Below are 15,697 nucleotides of genomic sequence, written 5' to 3'. Positions count from 1 at the left end.
TAGCGTCTCCGCACACCGCCCCCACCGACTCGTAGGTCTGGGGCACCGTTCGATGGTGCTGGGGCGCTACGAGTCGCTCTGGAGGGGAGAGCGAGGGGGAGGGCGGCTGTGGGCGACGGGGTGCCCTAGAGGTCGCCCGTGCGCTGGAGGGCGCGCATCGCGACCGCCCCGATGGGGATGCGCAGCCAGAACGTCAGCACACGGAACAGCATGACCGCTGTCGCGCCGACGGCGGGAGCGACGCCCGCCGTGAGCTGCAGGCCGAGCGTCAGCGCGCCCTCGACCGCTCCGATTCCGCCGGGCACCGGGACCGCGGCACCCGCGGTGTTGCCGAGCAGGTAGATGACGGCCGAGTCGACGATCGCGACGTCTAGCCCGAAGGCCTTGAGGGACGCGGCGAACGCGAAGATGTAGCCGAGCGACATGAGCGCGTTGCCCGCGAGGCCGATCATGATGCGGCGCGGGGAGGAGAGGATCGTCGAGAGGCGTGGCCACGTCTGCGTGACGAGCGGCTCGAGCTTCGTGACGATCCAGCGGCGCACGGTCGGCACGAGGAAGACGCTCGCGACGACGACGGCGATGATGCCGAGCGCGACGAGCACGGCGGTGGACGGAAGCTGGCGCAGGAGGCCGCCGTCACCGGTCGCGGCCGCGAGGATGACGAGGATGACGACGGTGACGACGACCTGCGCGACCTGCACGAGTGCGACGGACGCGGCCGCGAGGGTGCCCGACGCGCCCGCGCGGGTGAGGAGCCGCAGGTTGAGGGCGGCGGGTCCGATGCCGGCGGGTGCGGCGATCGACACGTAGGACGCGGCGACCTGCGTGAGCGTCGTCCGCCACAGGGAGAGCCGCGCGGGTGAGAACGCCATGAGGGCGAGCGCCGCACCGAACCACGTGAGGCAGCCGACGGCGAACGCGGCGACGGCCCACCACGGGTTGGCCTGGGAGACGGCGTCGGTGATCTGGTCGAACTTGATCTTCGTGACGAGCACGGAGACGGCGACGATAGCGAGCACGGCCGTGATGACGGTGCGCGCGCCGAAACGTACGAGGCGCAGCGGCTCGACGTTGGCCTCGGGGAGGCGCGCGACGATCTCGTCGCGCAGCCGGTCGAGGACGTCGGACTTCGAGCGGCGGATCTCCTCGCGCGTCGCGGCGGGCAGGGCGATCGTCTGCAGCAGGGGGCCGAGCGCCTCGATCTCGTCGTCGGGCACGAGGCCCGAGACGGAGGCGAGCGCGCGCTCGGGGCCGACGCGCAGCGCGAGCAGCGCGAGCATCTGCGTGAGGTCGACGCGGCGGGCGAGCTCGGCGCTCGCGATGTCGCCGTTCTCCCAGCCCGTGAGCCAGACCTCGGGCTGCCCCTCGGGGTCGTGGCCGACGAGGACGACGTCGGCGGTGAGGGAGCGGTGCGCGAGGCCGGCGTCGTGCGCGCGCAGGAGCTGGCGCCAGCACTCGGCGAGCGTCGCGTCGTCGAGCACGAGCTCGGGGACGTCGCGCAGCGGGAGCGAGCCGTCGACGTGCTCCTGGACGAGGATCATCGAGTCGTCCGCCGACGCGACGCCGAGGAGCTCGGGGGTGCGCACGCCCGCAGCCTGCGCGGAGTACTGCAGGAGCGCGGCGCGCTCGGCGATCTGCCGCAGCGAGATCGCTGAACGGCCCTCGATGCCGCGCATGCGCAGCGAGCGCCACGCGCGCGCGAGCATGCCGACGACCTGGCGCTCACCGTCGAGGACGACGACGTCGAGGCGGTCGCGCTCAGCGGTCGTCATCGAGTACACGCGATGGTCGGAGGACCGCATGAGGGCGAGCGTCGCCTCGTCGAACGGCGAGGGCTCGGGGGTGCCGAGGGCGCTCCCGGACCACCAGGGCCCCGAACGACGCATGGGCGAGGTGCCGTCGGGCACGATGTCCTGCACGACGTCGTGCGGGCGGTCCGAGAGGTCGCGGACGCGCACGAGCGCCGTCGGCTCGAAGCCTGCGCGTCGCACGCCGTCGACGAGCGTCGTGCCGTGCGCGCGCTCGGAGCGCACACCGGAGACATAGCGGACCGTGAGGCCTGCGACGCGGCCGACGAGCAGCATGAGGAGGACGCCCGCGAGCGAGACCTGACCCGTGACGAGGTAGATGCCGAGCGTGAACCACAGGAGGTTCCACGACCAGGCGACCGAGCGGCGCCGGGTACGCGGGCCGGCGCCGACGAGGAGGCCGCAGATCGCGGCGACGTACGCGGGCATCGAGAGCGTCGGGTGGGTGCCGAGGGTGATGGTCAGCCCGGCGATGAGCGAGTCGGCGCCGAGCGTCGTGACGGCGACGTAGGTGAGGAGTGCGAGCAGCAGGCCGAGGCCGGCGGCGGACAGCGCCTCGACGACCTGGCGGAGGTTGCGCCGCCAGATCAGCTCGCCGAGCACCATGAGGGGTGCGCCGAGCGTGACGACGCCTTCGAGGAGGACGACGGGCAGCGTGAGGATCTGCGCGAGGAGGCGCGAGAAGCCCTGCACGTCCTGCTGCACGCCGACGGTCGTGGCGTGGGCGAAGATCGTCAGGAGGATGACGAGCGTGATGCCGAGGAGCGAGAGGACGATGCCGAGGGCGTCCTTGGGGCGTCGGACGCGGTTCGACGGGGTGTCGACGAGGCGGACGTGCCCGGGCTCGCCTGGCTCGGGGAGCTGCGGGCGGGCGAGGCGTGGTCCGCGGACGTACGTGCCGACCTCGTGGGTGCGGCCCGTGCCGGGGGCGCCGGGCAACCCGGGGTCAGCGTCGGGCGTGCCGGCGTGCGGCGGCACGTCGGGGTGGCTCGAGCTGCTGGGCATGGCCCGAGTCTAGGGGTGAGGGGGCGTCGACCCGAGCGCTTTGCCGGATGTGGGCCGCCAGGATCATCCCTGGGTCGTAGCGGGTCGGTCCTGTGGGCGGACGGGGGCGCGCTCTCAGAGCACGCCGAGCGTCTCGAGGAGGCTCGTAGGCAGGAGCGCCCAGCCGACGAACGAGACGATGTCGAGGACCGTGTGCGCGACGACGAGCGGCATGGTGCGGCGTCTGCCCCAGCGCGAGAGGTAGAAGAGGCAGAAGACGACGCCCATGACGACGTTGCCGAAGAACGGGCCGATGCCCTGGTACAGGTGGTAGCTGCCGCGCAGGACGGACGACGCGATGATGATCGCGGGGACGGACCAGCGCATCTGCTCGAGCCGCGTCATGAGGTAGGCGACGACGACGACCTCCTCGAGCAGCGCGTTCTTCAGCGCGTGGAGGATGAGGACGGGGATGGTCCACCAGTAGGCGTCGAGGTTGGCGGGCTGCACCTGGACGGTGATGCCGACGGCACGCCCGAGCGCGTAGAAGCCGAGGCCGGGCAGGCCGATCGCGGCGGCGAGGGCGACGCCCCAGCCGAGGTCGCGCAGGGGTCGGGCGCGGTCGAGGCCGATCTGCTTGAGGACGGAGCGACCGGGCGCGGAGAGCAGGTAGAGCGCGAGGGCGACGGGGACGAGCGTGAACCCGATGCTGAGCAGCTGGTAGGCGAGGTCGACCCAGGGGCGCACCGAGAGGGAGGTGTTGATCGACGCGGACTGGTCGCCGAGCGGGATGTCGGCGGTGAGGCGCTCGAGGATGTTCGCGACGGCGTAGACCGCGGAGCGTCCGAGGGAGAGCCCGAGGACGATCCAGATCTCGACGCCGAGGCGTCGGCGCGTGCTGCGGTCGGCCGCGGGGGTCGGGGCGTTCTCGGCGACGGTGCTCATCGCCCCGTTATAGCAGTGGCGGCCGGGAAGGGGTTGCGTGTCCGCCGGCGCCGGTGCAAAGTAGTTTGCATCGCAAACTTCGGGAGGGGTCATGACCGACGACCACCAGGACGACGCACCGCTCGACGCGGCCGCCTCGCTCGCCCTCATCGACGCCCAGCGCGCAACCGTCGTCCACCGCGCCGAACCGTCCCCGACCTACCTCTTCACCGTGTGGGGCCTCGCCTGGCTGCTCGGCTACGGCGCCCTCGGCTGGGGCAGCCGCACCCACGACGGACCGCCCGGAGCGCTCGCAGGCATCATCTTCGGCGTGCTCCTCCTGGGTGCCGCCGTCGCGACCGGCATCCACATCGCCCGCCGCGCCGGAGGCGTCCGCGGACCCTCCGCACGCGCCGGCGCGATGTTCGGCTGGACGTGGACCATCGGTTTCGCCGCCGTCTACCTCATCATGGCGGGCCTCACCCGAGCCGGGGCGAGCGACCCCGTGCTCTCGCTCGCCTGGAACGCCCTGCCCGCGTTCCTCGTCGGCCTCCTCTACCTCGCGGGCGGCGCGCTCTGGCAGGAGATGACCATGTACCTGCTCGGCGCGTGGATCGTTCTCGTCGCCGGGGCCGCGACGCTCGCCGGCATCCCCGGGAACTACACCGTCATGGCGCTCGCGGGCGGCGGCGGCATGCTCGGCGCTGCACTCGTCTCCGTGATCCTCGCGCGTCGTCGTCGGGGCCTGCCGTGAGCGCCGGCGAGCTCGACCCCGTCATCCACGCCCCCGCGCGGCTCCGCGTCGTCGCGACCCTCGCGACGCTCGGCCCCGGCGACGAGATGACGTTCCCGCGCCTGCAGAAGCTGCTCGACATGACCGGTGGCAACCTCTCGACCCACCTGCGCAAGCTCGAGGACCCCGGCTACGTCGCCGTCACCAAGGCGCACGAGGGCCGCAAGCCCGTCACCTACCTCGCCCTCACCCCCGCAGGCCGCCGCGCCTTCGAGGTCTACACCGAGACCCTCCGCCAGATCGTCCGAGGAGCCACACCATGACCAGCGCAGTCACCGTCACGGGCGTCACCCGACGCTTCGGTCCCGTCGTCGCGCTCGACGACGTCTCCCTCGACGTCCCCGCCGGCCAGCTCGTCGGCGTGCTCGGCCCCAACGGCGCCGGCAAGTCGACCCTCCTCTCCCTCGTCTCCGGACGCCGTCGCCCCGACGCCGGGACCGTCCTCCTCGAGGGCCGCGACCCGCGCGACCCCGCCGCCCGCACCGGCCTCGGCCTCACCCCGCAGGAGACCGGCCTTCCCGCGACGCTCCGCGTCGCCGAGGTCGTCGACTTCGTCGGCGCGCACTTCGCCGATCCCGTCCCGACGATCTCGCTCCTCGCGGACTTCGACCTCGCCGACCTCGCCCGCCGCCAGACCGGCTCGCTCTCCGGCGGCCAGAAGCGACGCCTCGCCGTCGCCCTCGCGCTCGTCGGTCGCCCCCGCGTGATCCTCCTCGACGAGCCCACGACAGGCCTCGACGTCGACGCGCGCCACGCGCTGTGGGAGGCCGTCCGCGGCTACCACCGCTCCGGCGGCACCGTGCTCCTCACGAGCCACTACCTCGAGGAGGTGCAGGCGCTCGCCGAGCGCGTCGTCGTCGTGGACAGGGGCGTCGTCGTCGGCGACGACTCCCTCGCCGGGATCCTGGCCCGCGTCGACGTCCAGCGCGTCACCGTGACGTCCGCCGACGACGTCGACCTGCTCGACGGCGTCGTGAGCGCCGAGCGCGACGGCGACCGCCGCACCATCCTCACGCGCGACGCCGACGCGTACGTCCGCACCCTCGTCGGCTCCGGCCTGAGCTTCGCCGGCCTCGAGGTCCGCGGGGCGACGCTCGAGGAGGCGTTCGCGCACGTCGTCGCCGAACCCACCACTCGCACGGAAGGAACCCAGCGATGACCGCCACGGCCCCCGGAGCGCTCCGCCTCGTCGCGGTGCACACGAAGTTCCAGCTGCTCGAGACGATCCGCATCCCCGCGGCCGTCATCGGCAACGCCGTCTTCCCAGCGCTCGCCCTGTTCTTCTTCGTCGTGCCGCAGGCCGAGGTCGCGGGGAACCGGCTGTGGGCGACGATGTCCGTCGCTGGCCTCGCCTTCTTCTCCGTGTGCTCCGCAAGCATGTTCACGCACGGCCTCGGCGTCGCCGAGGACCGCGAGTCGCCGTTCGACCCGTTCGTGCGCGCGCTGCCCGCCGGTCCCGTGCCGCGGTTCGTCGGGCGGATCCTCGTCGGGCTCGTCATGGCCCTGTTCGGCATGGTGCCGCTGCTGCTCGTCGCCGCGTTCTTCACCTCGGCGGGCGTGCCCGCGCCGCGGCTGCTCGCGGGCGTCGGGATGCTGCTCGTCGGCGCGGTGCCGTTCATCCTCCTCGGCATCGGGCTCGGCTACGCGCTCACGGCCAAGGCCGCGATCGCGATCGTCCAGGTGATCCTCTTCCCGCTCGCGTTCGCGGGCGGCCTGTTCATGCCGCCGTCACTGTTCCCGGCGTGGATGGACACGGTGTCGCTCGCGACGCCGACGCGTGCAGGGCGTGACCTGCTCGTCGACGCACTCGGCGTCGAGCAGGCGCACGGGTCGTCGTGGTTCGTGCTGCTCGGCTGGACGGTCGTGTTCGCGGCGCTCGCGGTGTGGGCGTACCGGCGCGACGAGGGCCGCCGCTTCCGCTGACCGCCCTCGTCCCCCAGGGGCTCGATAGCCGATCCGTGCACGTCAGATGCACGGATCGGCTATCGAACGGTCTTGGGTCAGGAGGCCGTGCGGAGGCGGAGGCTGTTCGCCACGACGATGACCGAGCTCGCCGCCATCGCGGCCCCCGCGATCATCGGGTTGAGCATGCCGAGCGCCGCGAGCGGGATCGCCGCGACGTTGTACGCGAACGCCCAGAACAGGTTCTGCTTGATGATCGCGAGCGTCCGGCGCGAGATCCGCACCGCTGCCGCGGCCGCGCGCAGGTCGCCGCGCACGAGCGTCACGTCGGACGCCTGGATCGCCGCGTCCGTGCCCGTGCCCATCGCCATGCCGAGGCCTTGCGTGCCGGCCTGCGCGAGCGCTGCGGCGTCGTTGACGCCGTCGCCGACGACAGCGACGACCCGCCCCTCGGCCTGCAGCCGCTTGACGACGTCGACCTTGCCGTCGGGCAGGACGCCAGCGACGACGTCGGCCGGGTCGATGCCGACGTCGGCCGCGACCTCGCGGGCAGCACCCGCGTTGTCGCCCGTGACGAGGAAGGGCCGCAGCCCGAGGCCGCGCAGCTCGGCGATCGCATCGGCCGACGTGGGCTTCACCGGGTCGCGCAGGACGATGACGCCGCGCGCCGTACCGTCCCAGGCGACGACGACGGCCGTCGCGCCGGACTCCTCGGCCTCACGCACGGCCTCCGCCGCGCGCGCGGCCGCGAGCCCGGCGGGGCTCGCCGACGCGTCCGTGCCCGACGCCGTCGCGGCGATCCCCGTCTGGTCCGCGATCCACGCGGGCCTGCCGACGAGGACGCGGCGCGAGAGGTGCGGGCCCGAGTGCGCGGTGCGCACGGTGCCGCTGACGCCGCCGCCCGCGGTCGTCGTGAAGTCGAGCGTCTGGAGCGACCCGACGACGACGCCGTCGGCGCCGGTCGTCGCGGGCGCGTCGCTGCTGGAGGGCGTCCAGGCCCGCACGATCGCGCGGGCGACGGGGTGCTCGGAGCCACCCTCGACCGCAGCGGCGTACGCGAGGACGTCGTCGGCGCTCACGTCGTCCGCGAGCGGGACGACGCCCGCGACGGCCATCGCGCCCGCGGTGACGGTTCCGGTCTTGTCGAGGACGACGGTGTCGATGCGTCGCGTCGACTCGAGCGTCTCGGGGCCCTTGATGACGATGCCGAGCTGGGCGGCGCGCCCCGTGCCGACGAGCAGGGCGGTCGGGGTCGCGAGGCCGAGCGCGCAGGGGCACGCGATGATGAGGACGGCGACGGCCGCGGTGAACGCCGCCTGGACGTTCGCGGCGTCGGTGCCGCCGACGAGCAGCCACGCGACGAGCGTCACGAGGGCGATGACGAGGACGACGGGCACGAACACGGCCGAGATCCTGTCGGCGAGCCGCTGGACGGGCGCCTTGCCGGTCTGGGCGGCGGCGACGAGCCGGCCGATCTGCGCGAGCGTCGTCTCCTCGCCGACACGCGTGGCGCGGACGACGAGGTGGCCGTCGGTGTTGATCGTCGCGCCGGTGACGTCGTCGCCGGCCGTGACGTCGACGGGCACGGGCTCGCCTGTGAGGAGCGACGTGTCGATCGCGGCGGTGCCGCTCACGACGACGCCGTCGGTCGCGACCTTGCCGCCGGGGCGGACGACGAACTCGTCGCCGACCTGCAGCTGGGCCGCGGGGACCTCGCGCTCGGTGACGGTTCCGTCGGCGGCCGTGACGCGCAGGGTCGCGGTCGTCGCGCCGAGCTCGAGGAGCGTGCGCAGGGCGTCGCCCGCGCGTCGGCGCGAGCGGTGCTCGGTGTAGCGGCCGGCGAGGAGGAAGACGGTGACGACGACGGCAACCTCGAGGTAGAGCTCGGGCATGCCGGAGTGGTTGCCTGCGCGGGGGATGAGCGTCGGCTGCATGCGCATGCCGATCTCGCCAGCGCCGCCGAGGAGCAGCGCCCAGAGCGACCAGGTGGTCGCGGCGATGACGCCGAGCGAGACGAGGGTGTCCATGGTCGACGCGCCGTGGCGGCCGGCGCGGAACGCGGCGGTGTGGAACGGCCAGGCGCCCCACGTGACGACGGGCAGGGCGAGCGCGGTGACGAGCCACTGCCAGCCGTCGAACTGCGTGGCGGGGATCATCGAGAGGACGACGACGGGCAGGGCGAGGACGGCGGAGACGCGCAGGCGGCGCAGGAGGTCGGTGCCGCGGTCGGGGAGCGGGGCGGAGGTGTCGTGGTCGTCGTGCGCGTCGTCGGACGTGGTCGTCGGACCGGCGGGGTCGGTGGGCGCGGACGCGTCGGGCAGCGTCGCGACGAGAGCGGGAGCGGCGGGCGCCGTCGTGCGCGTGACCGACGCGGTGTAGCCCGCGGCCTCGACGGCGGCGACGAGCGCGGCGGCGTCGACGCTCGTGCCGTCGACGGCCTCGATCGTCACGTGCGCGGACTCGAGGGGGAGGTTGACGGTCGCGCTGACGCCGGGGAGCTTCGCGAGCTTCTTCTCGACGCGGGCGACGCAGGAAGCGCAGGTCATGCCGCCGACGGCGAGGTCGACGACGACGGGCTCGGTGGCCTCGGGCAGGCCGAGGCCGGTGGTGGTGCTCATGGGTGTCTCCCGGGGGTCAGCGGAGCAGGCGGGCGATCGCGTCGGTCGCCTCGGCGACCTTGGCCGCGCCGGCCTCGTCGGACTGCTTGGCGGCGTCGACGACGCAGTGGCCGAGGTGGTCGCCGACGAGGCCGACGCTCACGGCGTGGAGGGCCTTCGTCACGGCGGCGACCTGCGTGAGGATGTCGATGCAGTACGTGTCGTTCTCGACCATGCGGGCGATGCCGCGGACCTGGCCCTCGATGCGGGCGAGGCGTTTGAGGTAGGCGTCCTTGTCCTGGACGTAGCCGTGGGTCGCGGTGGCGGTCGTGTGCTCCATGTCCACGACGATACCCCCATGGGGTACGGCTGTACACCCCCAGGGGGTATCTGACCGGCGAGTCCCTTGCCCTTGAACCGGACAGGGAGGACGATCGGAGCAGCATGTCGCCCTGTTCTCACCAGCGCAAGGAGCCACGATGTCCGCACCGCGTCACGCAGACCCTGCCGCCACGACCCCGGTGCGCGACGCGCTCGCCGACGTCGGCAAGCGGGTCTGGTACCTCACCCTCGCCCGCGGCATCCTCCTCGTGATCTTCGGCATCGTCGCCATGGTCGCGCCCATGACGACGGCCTGGACGCTCGCGATCGTCCTCGGCGCGACCGCCCTCGTCGAAGGCGTCGTCGAGATCGTCGAGGCGCTCCGCCACCGCGAGCTCGGCGGCACAGGGCTTCACGTCGCCCTCGGTCTCATCAACATCGCGTTCGGCGTGATCGTGCTCCTCATGCCCGGGATCTCGCTTCTCGTGCTCGTCTACACCTCGGCGTTCTGGGCGATCGTCCACGGCATCGGCGAGGTCGTCCTCGCCGCGACGATCAAGGGCGTGCCGGGCGGTGCGCGGGTCTGGGGGATCATCGGTGGCGTGCTCTGGGCGGGCTTCGGCGTCGTCCTGCTCACGCAGCCGGCGGTCGGGCTCGTCGCGCTCCTGTGGATCTTCGGGGTGTGGGCGATCGTGCTCGGGATGTTCCTCGTGGGCCTCTCGTTCGCTGTGCGCAGGTGGGCCAAGGAGGGCGTCCAGGCGATGGGCCCGCTGGGCGAGCACGCGACGGCCGGGGCGCACCTCGCGGAGTGAGTTTCCCGATTTCCCTGTGAAACCCCTCACCTTGGTAAATGTCACGTTCCCATAACGATCCCTTGGGCTGCGTCGATGCAGGTCAGAGGACTATTCGCGCCAAGTCTCGGTCAAGGTTGCTTCAAATGAAGCGTTCGCCAGGTCGAGAAACGCTCTCGGCTGGGGCAAGGTGGTGGAGGACCAGGCCGACGACGGCGCAGGGCCGCGGCCGCCGTCGCGCAAGGTTCGACCGTCCGGTCGCCACCCCGCCCCGCCTCCCCGCGTGCAACGGCACCCTCCGGGCCGGTCCACGAGAGCAGGACCACCGTCCTGCTCCGGACAGCGAGCGCACGAAGGTGGCGAGCACCAACCCTCATGACAGCGATCCGCGTCGAGAACGTCGACAAGGTCTTCGGACGACGACCCCAGGAAGCAGTACGACGGCTCCGCGCCGGCGCCACCCGTGACGACGTGCGTCAGTACGGCACCGCCGCCGTCATCGACGCGTCCTTCGAGGTGGCGGCGGGCGAGATCTTTGTCGTCATGGGACTGTCCGGCTCCGGCAAGTCCACCCTCATCCGCATGCTCAACGGCCTGTGGCGCCCCACGTCGGGCCGCGTACTCCTGGGCGACGACGACCTCGCAACGGTGAGCGCCTCGCGCCTGCGCACCCTGCGCCGCACCACCGTCTCCATGGTCTTCCAGCACTTCGCGTTGCTGCCGCACCGCACCGTCCTCGACAACGCGGCCTACCCGCTCGAGATCCAGGGCGTCGGCACGGAGGAACGCCGCGAGCGCGCACGCGCCGCGCTCGAGCTCACGGGACTCGGCGGCTGGGAGGACTCCCTGCCCGGCGAGCTCTCTGGCGGCATGCGCCAGCGCGTCGGCCTCGCTCGCGCGCTCACCGCGGACACCGACATCCTCCTCATGGACGAGGCGTTCTCCGCGCTCGACCCGCTCATCCGGCGCGAGATGCAGGAGCAGCTCGTCGAGATCCAGCAGAAGCTCGGCAAAACGATCGTCTTCATCACGCACGACCTCAACGAGGCGATGTTCCTCGGCGACCGCATCGCCGTCATGCGCTCGGGTCGGATCGTGCAGATCGGCACGGCCGAGGAGATCCTCACCGCGCCCGCGGACGACTACGTCGCTCAGTTCGTCGCCGACGTCGACCGCACGCGCGTCCTCACCGCGTCGTCCGTCATGCTGCGCCCCGGCGTCGTCCTGCCTGCAGCAGCCGGCCCGCGCCGCGCCGCCCGCGCGATGCGCGAGGCCCAGGTCGCGGCGGCGTTCGTCGTCGACCGCGACCGCGTCCTGCTCGGCTTCGTCCGCGACTCCGACGTCGTCGACGCCGCCCGCGCGGGCATCCCACGCCTCGACGGTCTCGTCCGGAACGACGTCGCGACCGTCGACGAGGACACCCCTCTCTCCGAGATCTTCGCGCCGTCGGCCGAGTCTCTCGTCCCCGTCGCCGTCACCGACGACCACGGTCGCCTGCTCGGCGTCGTCCCGCGCGTCACCCTCCTCGAGGCCATGGTGCCCCCGGAGATCGACCTGCCCGACGAGACCGCGGGCGACGCCTCCCACGAGACCGTCGTCGGCGCCGGGGTGACGACCGTCGCGACGAACGGCGTGCCCGACGGCTACGAACCGCTGCCGCCCGACGACGGCGTGCCTGGGCTTGCGCCCGACGTGCTGCCCGTCGCACAGACCGCGGCCTCGGCCGCTGAGGTCGCAGCCGCAGAGATCGCTGCTGCGGAGGTCGCAGCCGCCGCCGAGCTCGACGCCCCGACCGACGGAGGTGCCCGATGAGCGACACCCTCATGCCCCGCCTGCCCCTCGGCGACGTCGTCGCCGACGCCGTCGACGTCATCACGAAGTCCGGCAAGGACGTCTTCGACTCGATCAAGACCGGCTTCCTCGCCGTCTACGACGTCCTCGAGCTCGCGTTGACGAGCCCGCCTGCGTGGGGCGTCATCCTTCTCGTCGCCGCCCTCGCATGGTGGGTCAAGGGCTGGCGTCTCAGCCTCGGCTCCGCCGCGGGCCTCGTCCTCGTCGCCGCTGTCGACCAGTGGCACAACGCGATGGCGACGCTTGCGCTCGTCCTCCTCGCGAGCGTCGTCGCGATCGTCCTCGCCGTTCCGCTCGGCATCTGGGCCGCTCGCTCCGACCGCGTCTCCGCGGTCCTGCGGCCCGTGCTCGACCTCATGCAGACGATGCCCGCGTTCGTCTACCTCATCCCGACCGTCGTCGTCTTCCTCACGGGCGTCGTCCCTGGGCTCGTCGCGACGATCATCTTCGCGCTCGCCCCCGGCGTGCGCTTCACCGAGCTCGGCATCCGCCAGGTCGACCCCGAGGTCGTCGAGGCCGGGCACGCGTTCGGCGCGACCGAGGGTCGCATCCTGCGTCAGATCCAGCTGCCGCTCGCGCTCCCGACGATCATGGCCGGCGTCAACCAGGTCATCATGCTGTCGCTCTCGATGGTCGTCATCGCAGGCCTTACCGGCGCCCCCGGCCTCGGCCGCGACGTCGTCGCCGCCCTGCAGCGGATCAACGTGTCCCTCGGCGTCGAGGCCGGTCTGTCCGTCGTCATCCTTGCGATGATCCTCGACCGCATCACCGCAGCCCTCGCCGATCGCGCTCCCGTCGCCAGGGCGCTCGCGCGCGGCTGAGCCGCCACTCTTCATCCGCACCCGACCCGGGTGCACCCCGACCCGACCTGGGCGCGACGCGCCCACGAGAGGAACGCATGACCCGCATGTCCCGCACGAACCTCCGGACGACCCTCGCCGTCGCGGCCGCGCTCGGCCTCGGCCTCACGCTCACGGCGTGCTCGGTCGACGACGCCGGCTCCGCGGCCCCCGGCAAGGAGGTGAGCATCGGCATCCACTCCGGCTGGGACGAGGGCATCGCTGTCTCGCACCTCTTCAAGGTCATGCTCGAGGACGACGGCTACCGGGTGACGACCGAGACCGCGGACCCCGGCATCGTCTACACGGGTCTTGCGGGTGGCGGTCTCGACCTGAACTTCGACATGTGGCTGCCCATCACGCACGCGGACTACCTCACGAAGTACGGCGACGACCTCGAGCAGCTCGGCTCCTGGTACGACGAGGCGCGCCTGACGATCGCGGTGAACGAGGACGCGCCGATCACGTCGCTCGAGGAGCTCGCGGGGGCGGCCGACGCGTTCGACGGGCGCCTCGTCGGTATCGAGGCGGGGGCGGGCCTCACCCGCATCACGCAGGACGAGGTCGTCCCGGGCTACGGGCTCGAGAAGATCGACCACGTCATCTCCTCGACGCCCGCGATGCTCGCGGAGCTCAAGAGCCGCACCGGCGCGGGCGAGAACGTCGCGGTGACGCTGTGGCGCCCGCACTGGGCCTACGACGAGTTCCCCGTCCGTGACCTCGAGGACCCCAAGGGTCTGCTCGGCGATGCGGAGGAGATCCACACGGTCGCTCGGTCCGGCTTCTCCGCGGCGCAGCCTGACGTGGCTGCGCTCGTCAAGGCGTTCGAGCTGTCCGACGATCAGCTGACGTCGCTCGAGAACGTCATGTTCAACGAGGACGAGGGCAAGGACCCGGACACGTCGGTCCGCACGTGGCTCGCGGCGAACCCGACGTTCGTCGAGGATCTCCGCGCGAAGGCGGGTCTGCTGCCCTGACCTCCCTGGCGCTGCTGCCGTCCAGCGGTGCTGCCCGTGCCTGACCCGCTGTGGTCCGACAGCCGATCCGTGCGCCTCCGCCGTACGGATCGGCTATCGACCACGCTGCGCCCCGACGCCACCAGGTTCGAGAGCGGATCCGGACACCACACGTGTCCGGATCCGCTCTCGAACGCCAGAGGCGCCCGCCTCTGACGGATCGACGGTTCCGGCCGTCGAGCGGTGGGGCCCACCGATCGGCCCGGTGCGCGGCCTAGGATCGTGAGACGTGACCTCCCTCGCCGCAACGCCCTCCGCCCCGTCGGTCGGCGCGATGCGCATCGCGCTCCTCGCCCAGTTCGGGATCTTCGGCGTCGTCGGCGCACAGTGGCTCGCACGCCTCCCGTCCGTCCGCGCGACGCTCGGGCTCGACGCCCTCGAGCTCGGCGGCCTCCTGACGATCGGCGGCCTCGGAACGCTCGTGTCCGTCCTCCTCACGGGCGGTCTGGTCACGCGCTTCGGCGCTCGACGCGTCCTCGTCGCAGGCACCCTCACGAGCGCCCTCGGCTTCGGCCTCGTCGCGCTCGGCCTCGCGACGTCGTCCGTCGTCACCCTCGTCGTGGGCCTCGTCGTCAACGGCGTGAGCGGCGCGTTCATCAACATCCCCATCAACATCGCCGGCGCCGCCGTCGAGCGTCGCCTCGGCCGCACCGTGCTGCCGCACTTCCACGCGACGTTTTCCGTCGGCGCGGCGCTCGGCACGCTCATTGCGGCCGGCTTCTCGTGGGGTCACGTCGCGGTCGAGGTTCAGATCTCCGTCGTCCTCGTGGTCGCCACGGTCCTGCGCGTCGTCACGCTCCGCGCGGCCTCGGCCGCGACGGATGCTGTGCCCGACGATGCTGTGCCCGACGAGGCTGTGCCCGACGCCGACGTACCCGACGACGCCTCCGCGACCGCCGACGCCGTGCGTGCCGTGGCGGGGGCGCCCGCGGTCGACGACGTCGTCACGGCGGACGCCGCCGACGCGACCGAGGCCGCGCGTCGCACGAACGCGTCGACCCGCCCTGCCTCCCCGGCGTCGCGCGGCTTCCGTTCGGCGCTCGGCGCGTGGACCGAGCCGCGCACCCTCCTGCTGGGTCTCGTCCTGCTCGCGTCGTCGCTGTCCGAGGGGTCGGCCGGCACGTGGCTGTCGATCGCGGTGACCGACGGCTTCGCGGCGCGGGAGGCCGTCGGCGCGATCGCCTACGGCACGTTCGTCGCGGCGATGACGATCGTGCGGTTCGCAGGCACGGGCCTCGTCGACCGCTTCGGTCGAGTGGCGGTTGTGCGGTCGTCGGGCGTGTCGGCGTTCGTGGGGCTCGCGCTGTTCGCGCTCGCGCCGAGCCTCGCGACGGCGTGGATCGGCATCGTGCTGTGGGGTGCGGGTGCGGCGCTCGTCAACCCGGTGACGATCGCGGCGGCGTCCGACGACCCGCTGCACGCGGCGAGCCGGGTGTCGGTCGCGTCGTCCTTCTCGACCATCGCGATGCTCACGGCGCCGCCCGTGCTGGGGGCGCTCGTCGACGGGCTCGGGGCGCGGCACGCGCTGGGCCTCATCACGATCGCGACGGTCCTGTCGATGTCCCTCGCAGGCCAGCTCCGCCCCCGCCCGACCTCTGCGGTCCGATAGCCGATCGGACCCCTTCACACGTACGAATCGGCTATCCGGCGATGCGCACCGGCGGAGCCAGGTCTTCGATAGCGGATCCGTACCTGACACGTGGGCGAATCGGCTATCGAGTGATGCGCCCCGGAGTCGCCTGGCCCTCGATAGCGGATCCGTGCGCAACACGTGGTCCGATCGGCTATCCGACCGTCGCGCGTCGTGTGCCGGGCCACGGGCGACGGCACCTTGGTGGCACGTAGCGGCAACGCTCTTCCCCGAAGGATTG

Annotated in this window: 13 protein-coding genes; 9 read left to right on the top strand and 4 right to left on the bottom strand. The window is 72.6% G+C overall.

Annotation, left to right across the window (positions count from 1 at the left end; genetic code table 11):
* Positions 1–125: 125 nt before the first annotated feature.
* Positions 126–2,813: a lysylphosphatidylglycerol synthase domain-containing protein gene (locus tag G7063_RS14185; RefSeq protein WP_166414969.1), complete on the bottom strand. Its 2,688-nt coding sequence runs from the start codon at positions 2,811–2,813 to the stop codon at positions 126–128.
* A 114-nt stretch (positions 2,814–2,927) separates the two neighbouring features.
* Positions 2,928–3,737: a CPBP family intramembrane glutamic endopeptidase gene (locus G7063_RS14180; RefSeq protein WP_166414968.1), complete on the bottom strand. Its 810-nt coding sequence runs from the start codon at positions 3,735–3,737 to the stop codon at positions 2,928–2,930.
* Positions 3,738–3,828: 91 nt separating this feature from the next.
* On the opposite strand from G7063_RS14180, the gene G7063_RS14175 reads away from it, so the two are divergent.
* From G7063_RS14175 to G7063_RS14160, 4 genes are read left to right on the top strand one after another with little or no spacing between them, the layout of a single operon-like run.
* Entirely contained in the window at positions 3,829–4,470 is a 642-nt protein-coding gene (locus G7063_RS14175; protein WP_166414967.1) for a hypothetical protein, read from the top strand.
* Complete coding sequence (locus G7063_RS14170; RefSeq protein WP_166414966.1) at positions 4,467–4,772, top strand: transcriptional regulator; 306 nt, start codon at positions 4,467–4,469, stop codon at positions 4,770–4,772. Before G7063_RS14175 ends, G7063_RS14170 begins: the two co-directional genes overlap by 4 nt.
* Positions 4,769–5,668, top strand: coding sequence for an ABC transporter ATP-binding protein (locus G7063_RS14165; RefSeq protein ID WP_166414965.1), 900 nt, complete (start codon positions 4,769–4,771; stop codon positions 5,666–5,668). The genes G7063_RS14170 and G7063_RS14165 overlap by 4 nt, the downstream gene beginning before the upstream one ends.
* The gene (locus G7063_RS14160; RefSeq protein ID WP_166414964.1) at positions 5,665–6,432 is read left to right on the top strand and encodes an ABC transporter permease; all 768 of its coding nucleotides are present in this window, start codon (positions 5,665–5,667) and stop codon (positions 6,430–6,432) included. Before G7063_RS14165 ends, G7063_RS14160 begins: the two co-directional genes overlap by 4 nt.
* A gap of 77 nt (positions 6,433–6,509) precedes the next feature.
* Here the strand turns inward: G7063_RS14160 and G7063_RS14155 are convergent, their stop codons facing one another.
* Complete coding sequence (locus tag G7063_RS14155; RefSeq protein ID WP_166414963.1) at positions 6,510–9,029, bottom strand: cation-translocating P-type ATPase; 2,520 nt, start codon at positions 9,027–9,029, stop codon at positions 6,510–6,512.
* 16 nt (positions 9,030–9,045) lie between these two features.
* Complete coding sequence (locus G7063_RS14150; RefSeq protein WP_166414962.1) at positions 9,046–9,348, bottom strand: metal-sensitive transcriptional regulator; 303 nt, start codon at positions 9,346–9,348, stop codon at positions 9,046–9,048.
* Positions 9,349–9,487: 139 nt separating this feature from the next.
* Here G7063_RS14150 and G7063_RS14145 point away from each other — a divergent pair, with 139 nt between their 5' ends.
* The 5 genes from G7063_RS14145 (at position 9,488) to G7063_RS14130 (ending at position 15,435) form a co-directional block, all read left to right on the top strand.
* The gene (locus tag G7063_RS14145) at positions 9,488–10,141 is read left to right on the top strand and encodes an HdeD family acid-resistance protein (protein ID WP_166414961.1); all 654 of its coding nucleotides are present in this window, start codon (positions 9,488–9,490) and stop codon (positions 10,139–10,141) included.
* 354 nt (positions 10,142–10,495) lie between these two features.
* Complete coding sequence (locus tag G7063_RS14140; RefSeq protein ID WP_166414960.1) at positions 10,496–11,932, top strand: glycine betaine/L-proline ABC transporter ATP-binding protein; 1,437 nt, start codon at positions 10,496–10,498, stop codon at positions 11,930–11,932.
* The gene (locus G7063_RS15155; RefSeq protein ID WP_206188163.1) at positions 11,929–12,792 is read left to right on the top strand and encodes a proline/glycine betaine ABC transporter permease; all 864 of its coding nucleotides are present in this window, start codon (positions 11,929–11,931) and stop codon (positions 12,790–12,792) included. The genes G7063_RS14140 and G7063_RS15155 overlap by 4 nt, the downstream gene beginning before the upstream one ends.
* A 77-nt stretch (positions 12,793–12,869) precedes the next feature.
* On the top strand, positions 12,870–13,787 hold the full coding sequence (locus G7063_RS15150) for a glycine betaine ABC transporter substrate-binding protein (protein ID WP_206188162.1): 918 nt from the start codon (positions 12,870–12,872) through the stop codon (positions 13,785–13,787).
* Positions 13,788–14,055: 268 nt separating this feature from the next.
* Positions 14,056–15,435, top strand: coding sequence for a sugar MFS transporter (locus G7063_RS14130; RefSeq protein WP_166414959.1), 1,380 nt, complete (start codon positions 14,056–14,058; stop codon positions 15,433–15,435).
* Positions 15,436–15,697 lie beyond the last annotated feature (262 nt).

Source organism: Sanguibacter sp. HDW7 (assembly GCF_011300875.1).
GTDB lineage: Bacteria > Actinomycetota > Actinomycetes > Actinomycetales > Cellulomonadaceae > Flavimobilis.
The sequence above is the reverse complement of the archived record's forward strand: the minus strand, read 5'-3'. Positions and strand labels throughout refer to the sequence as shown.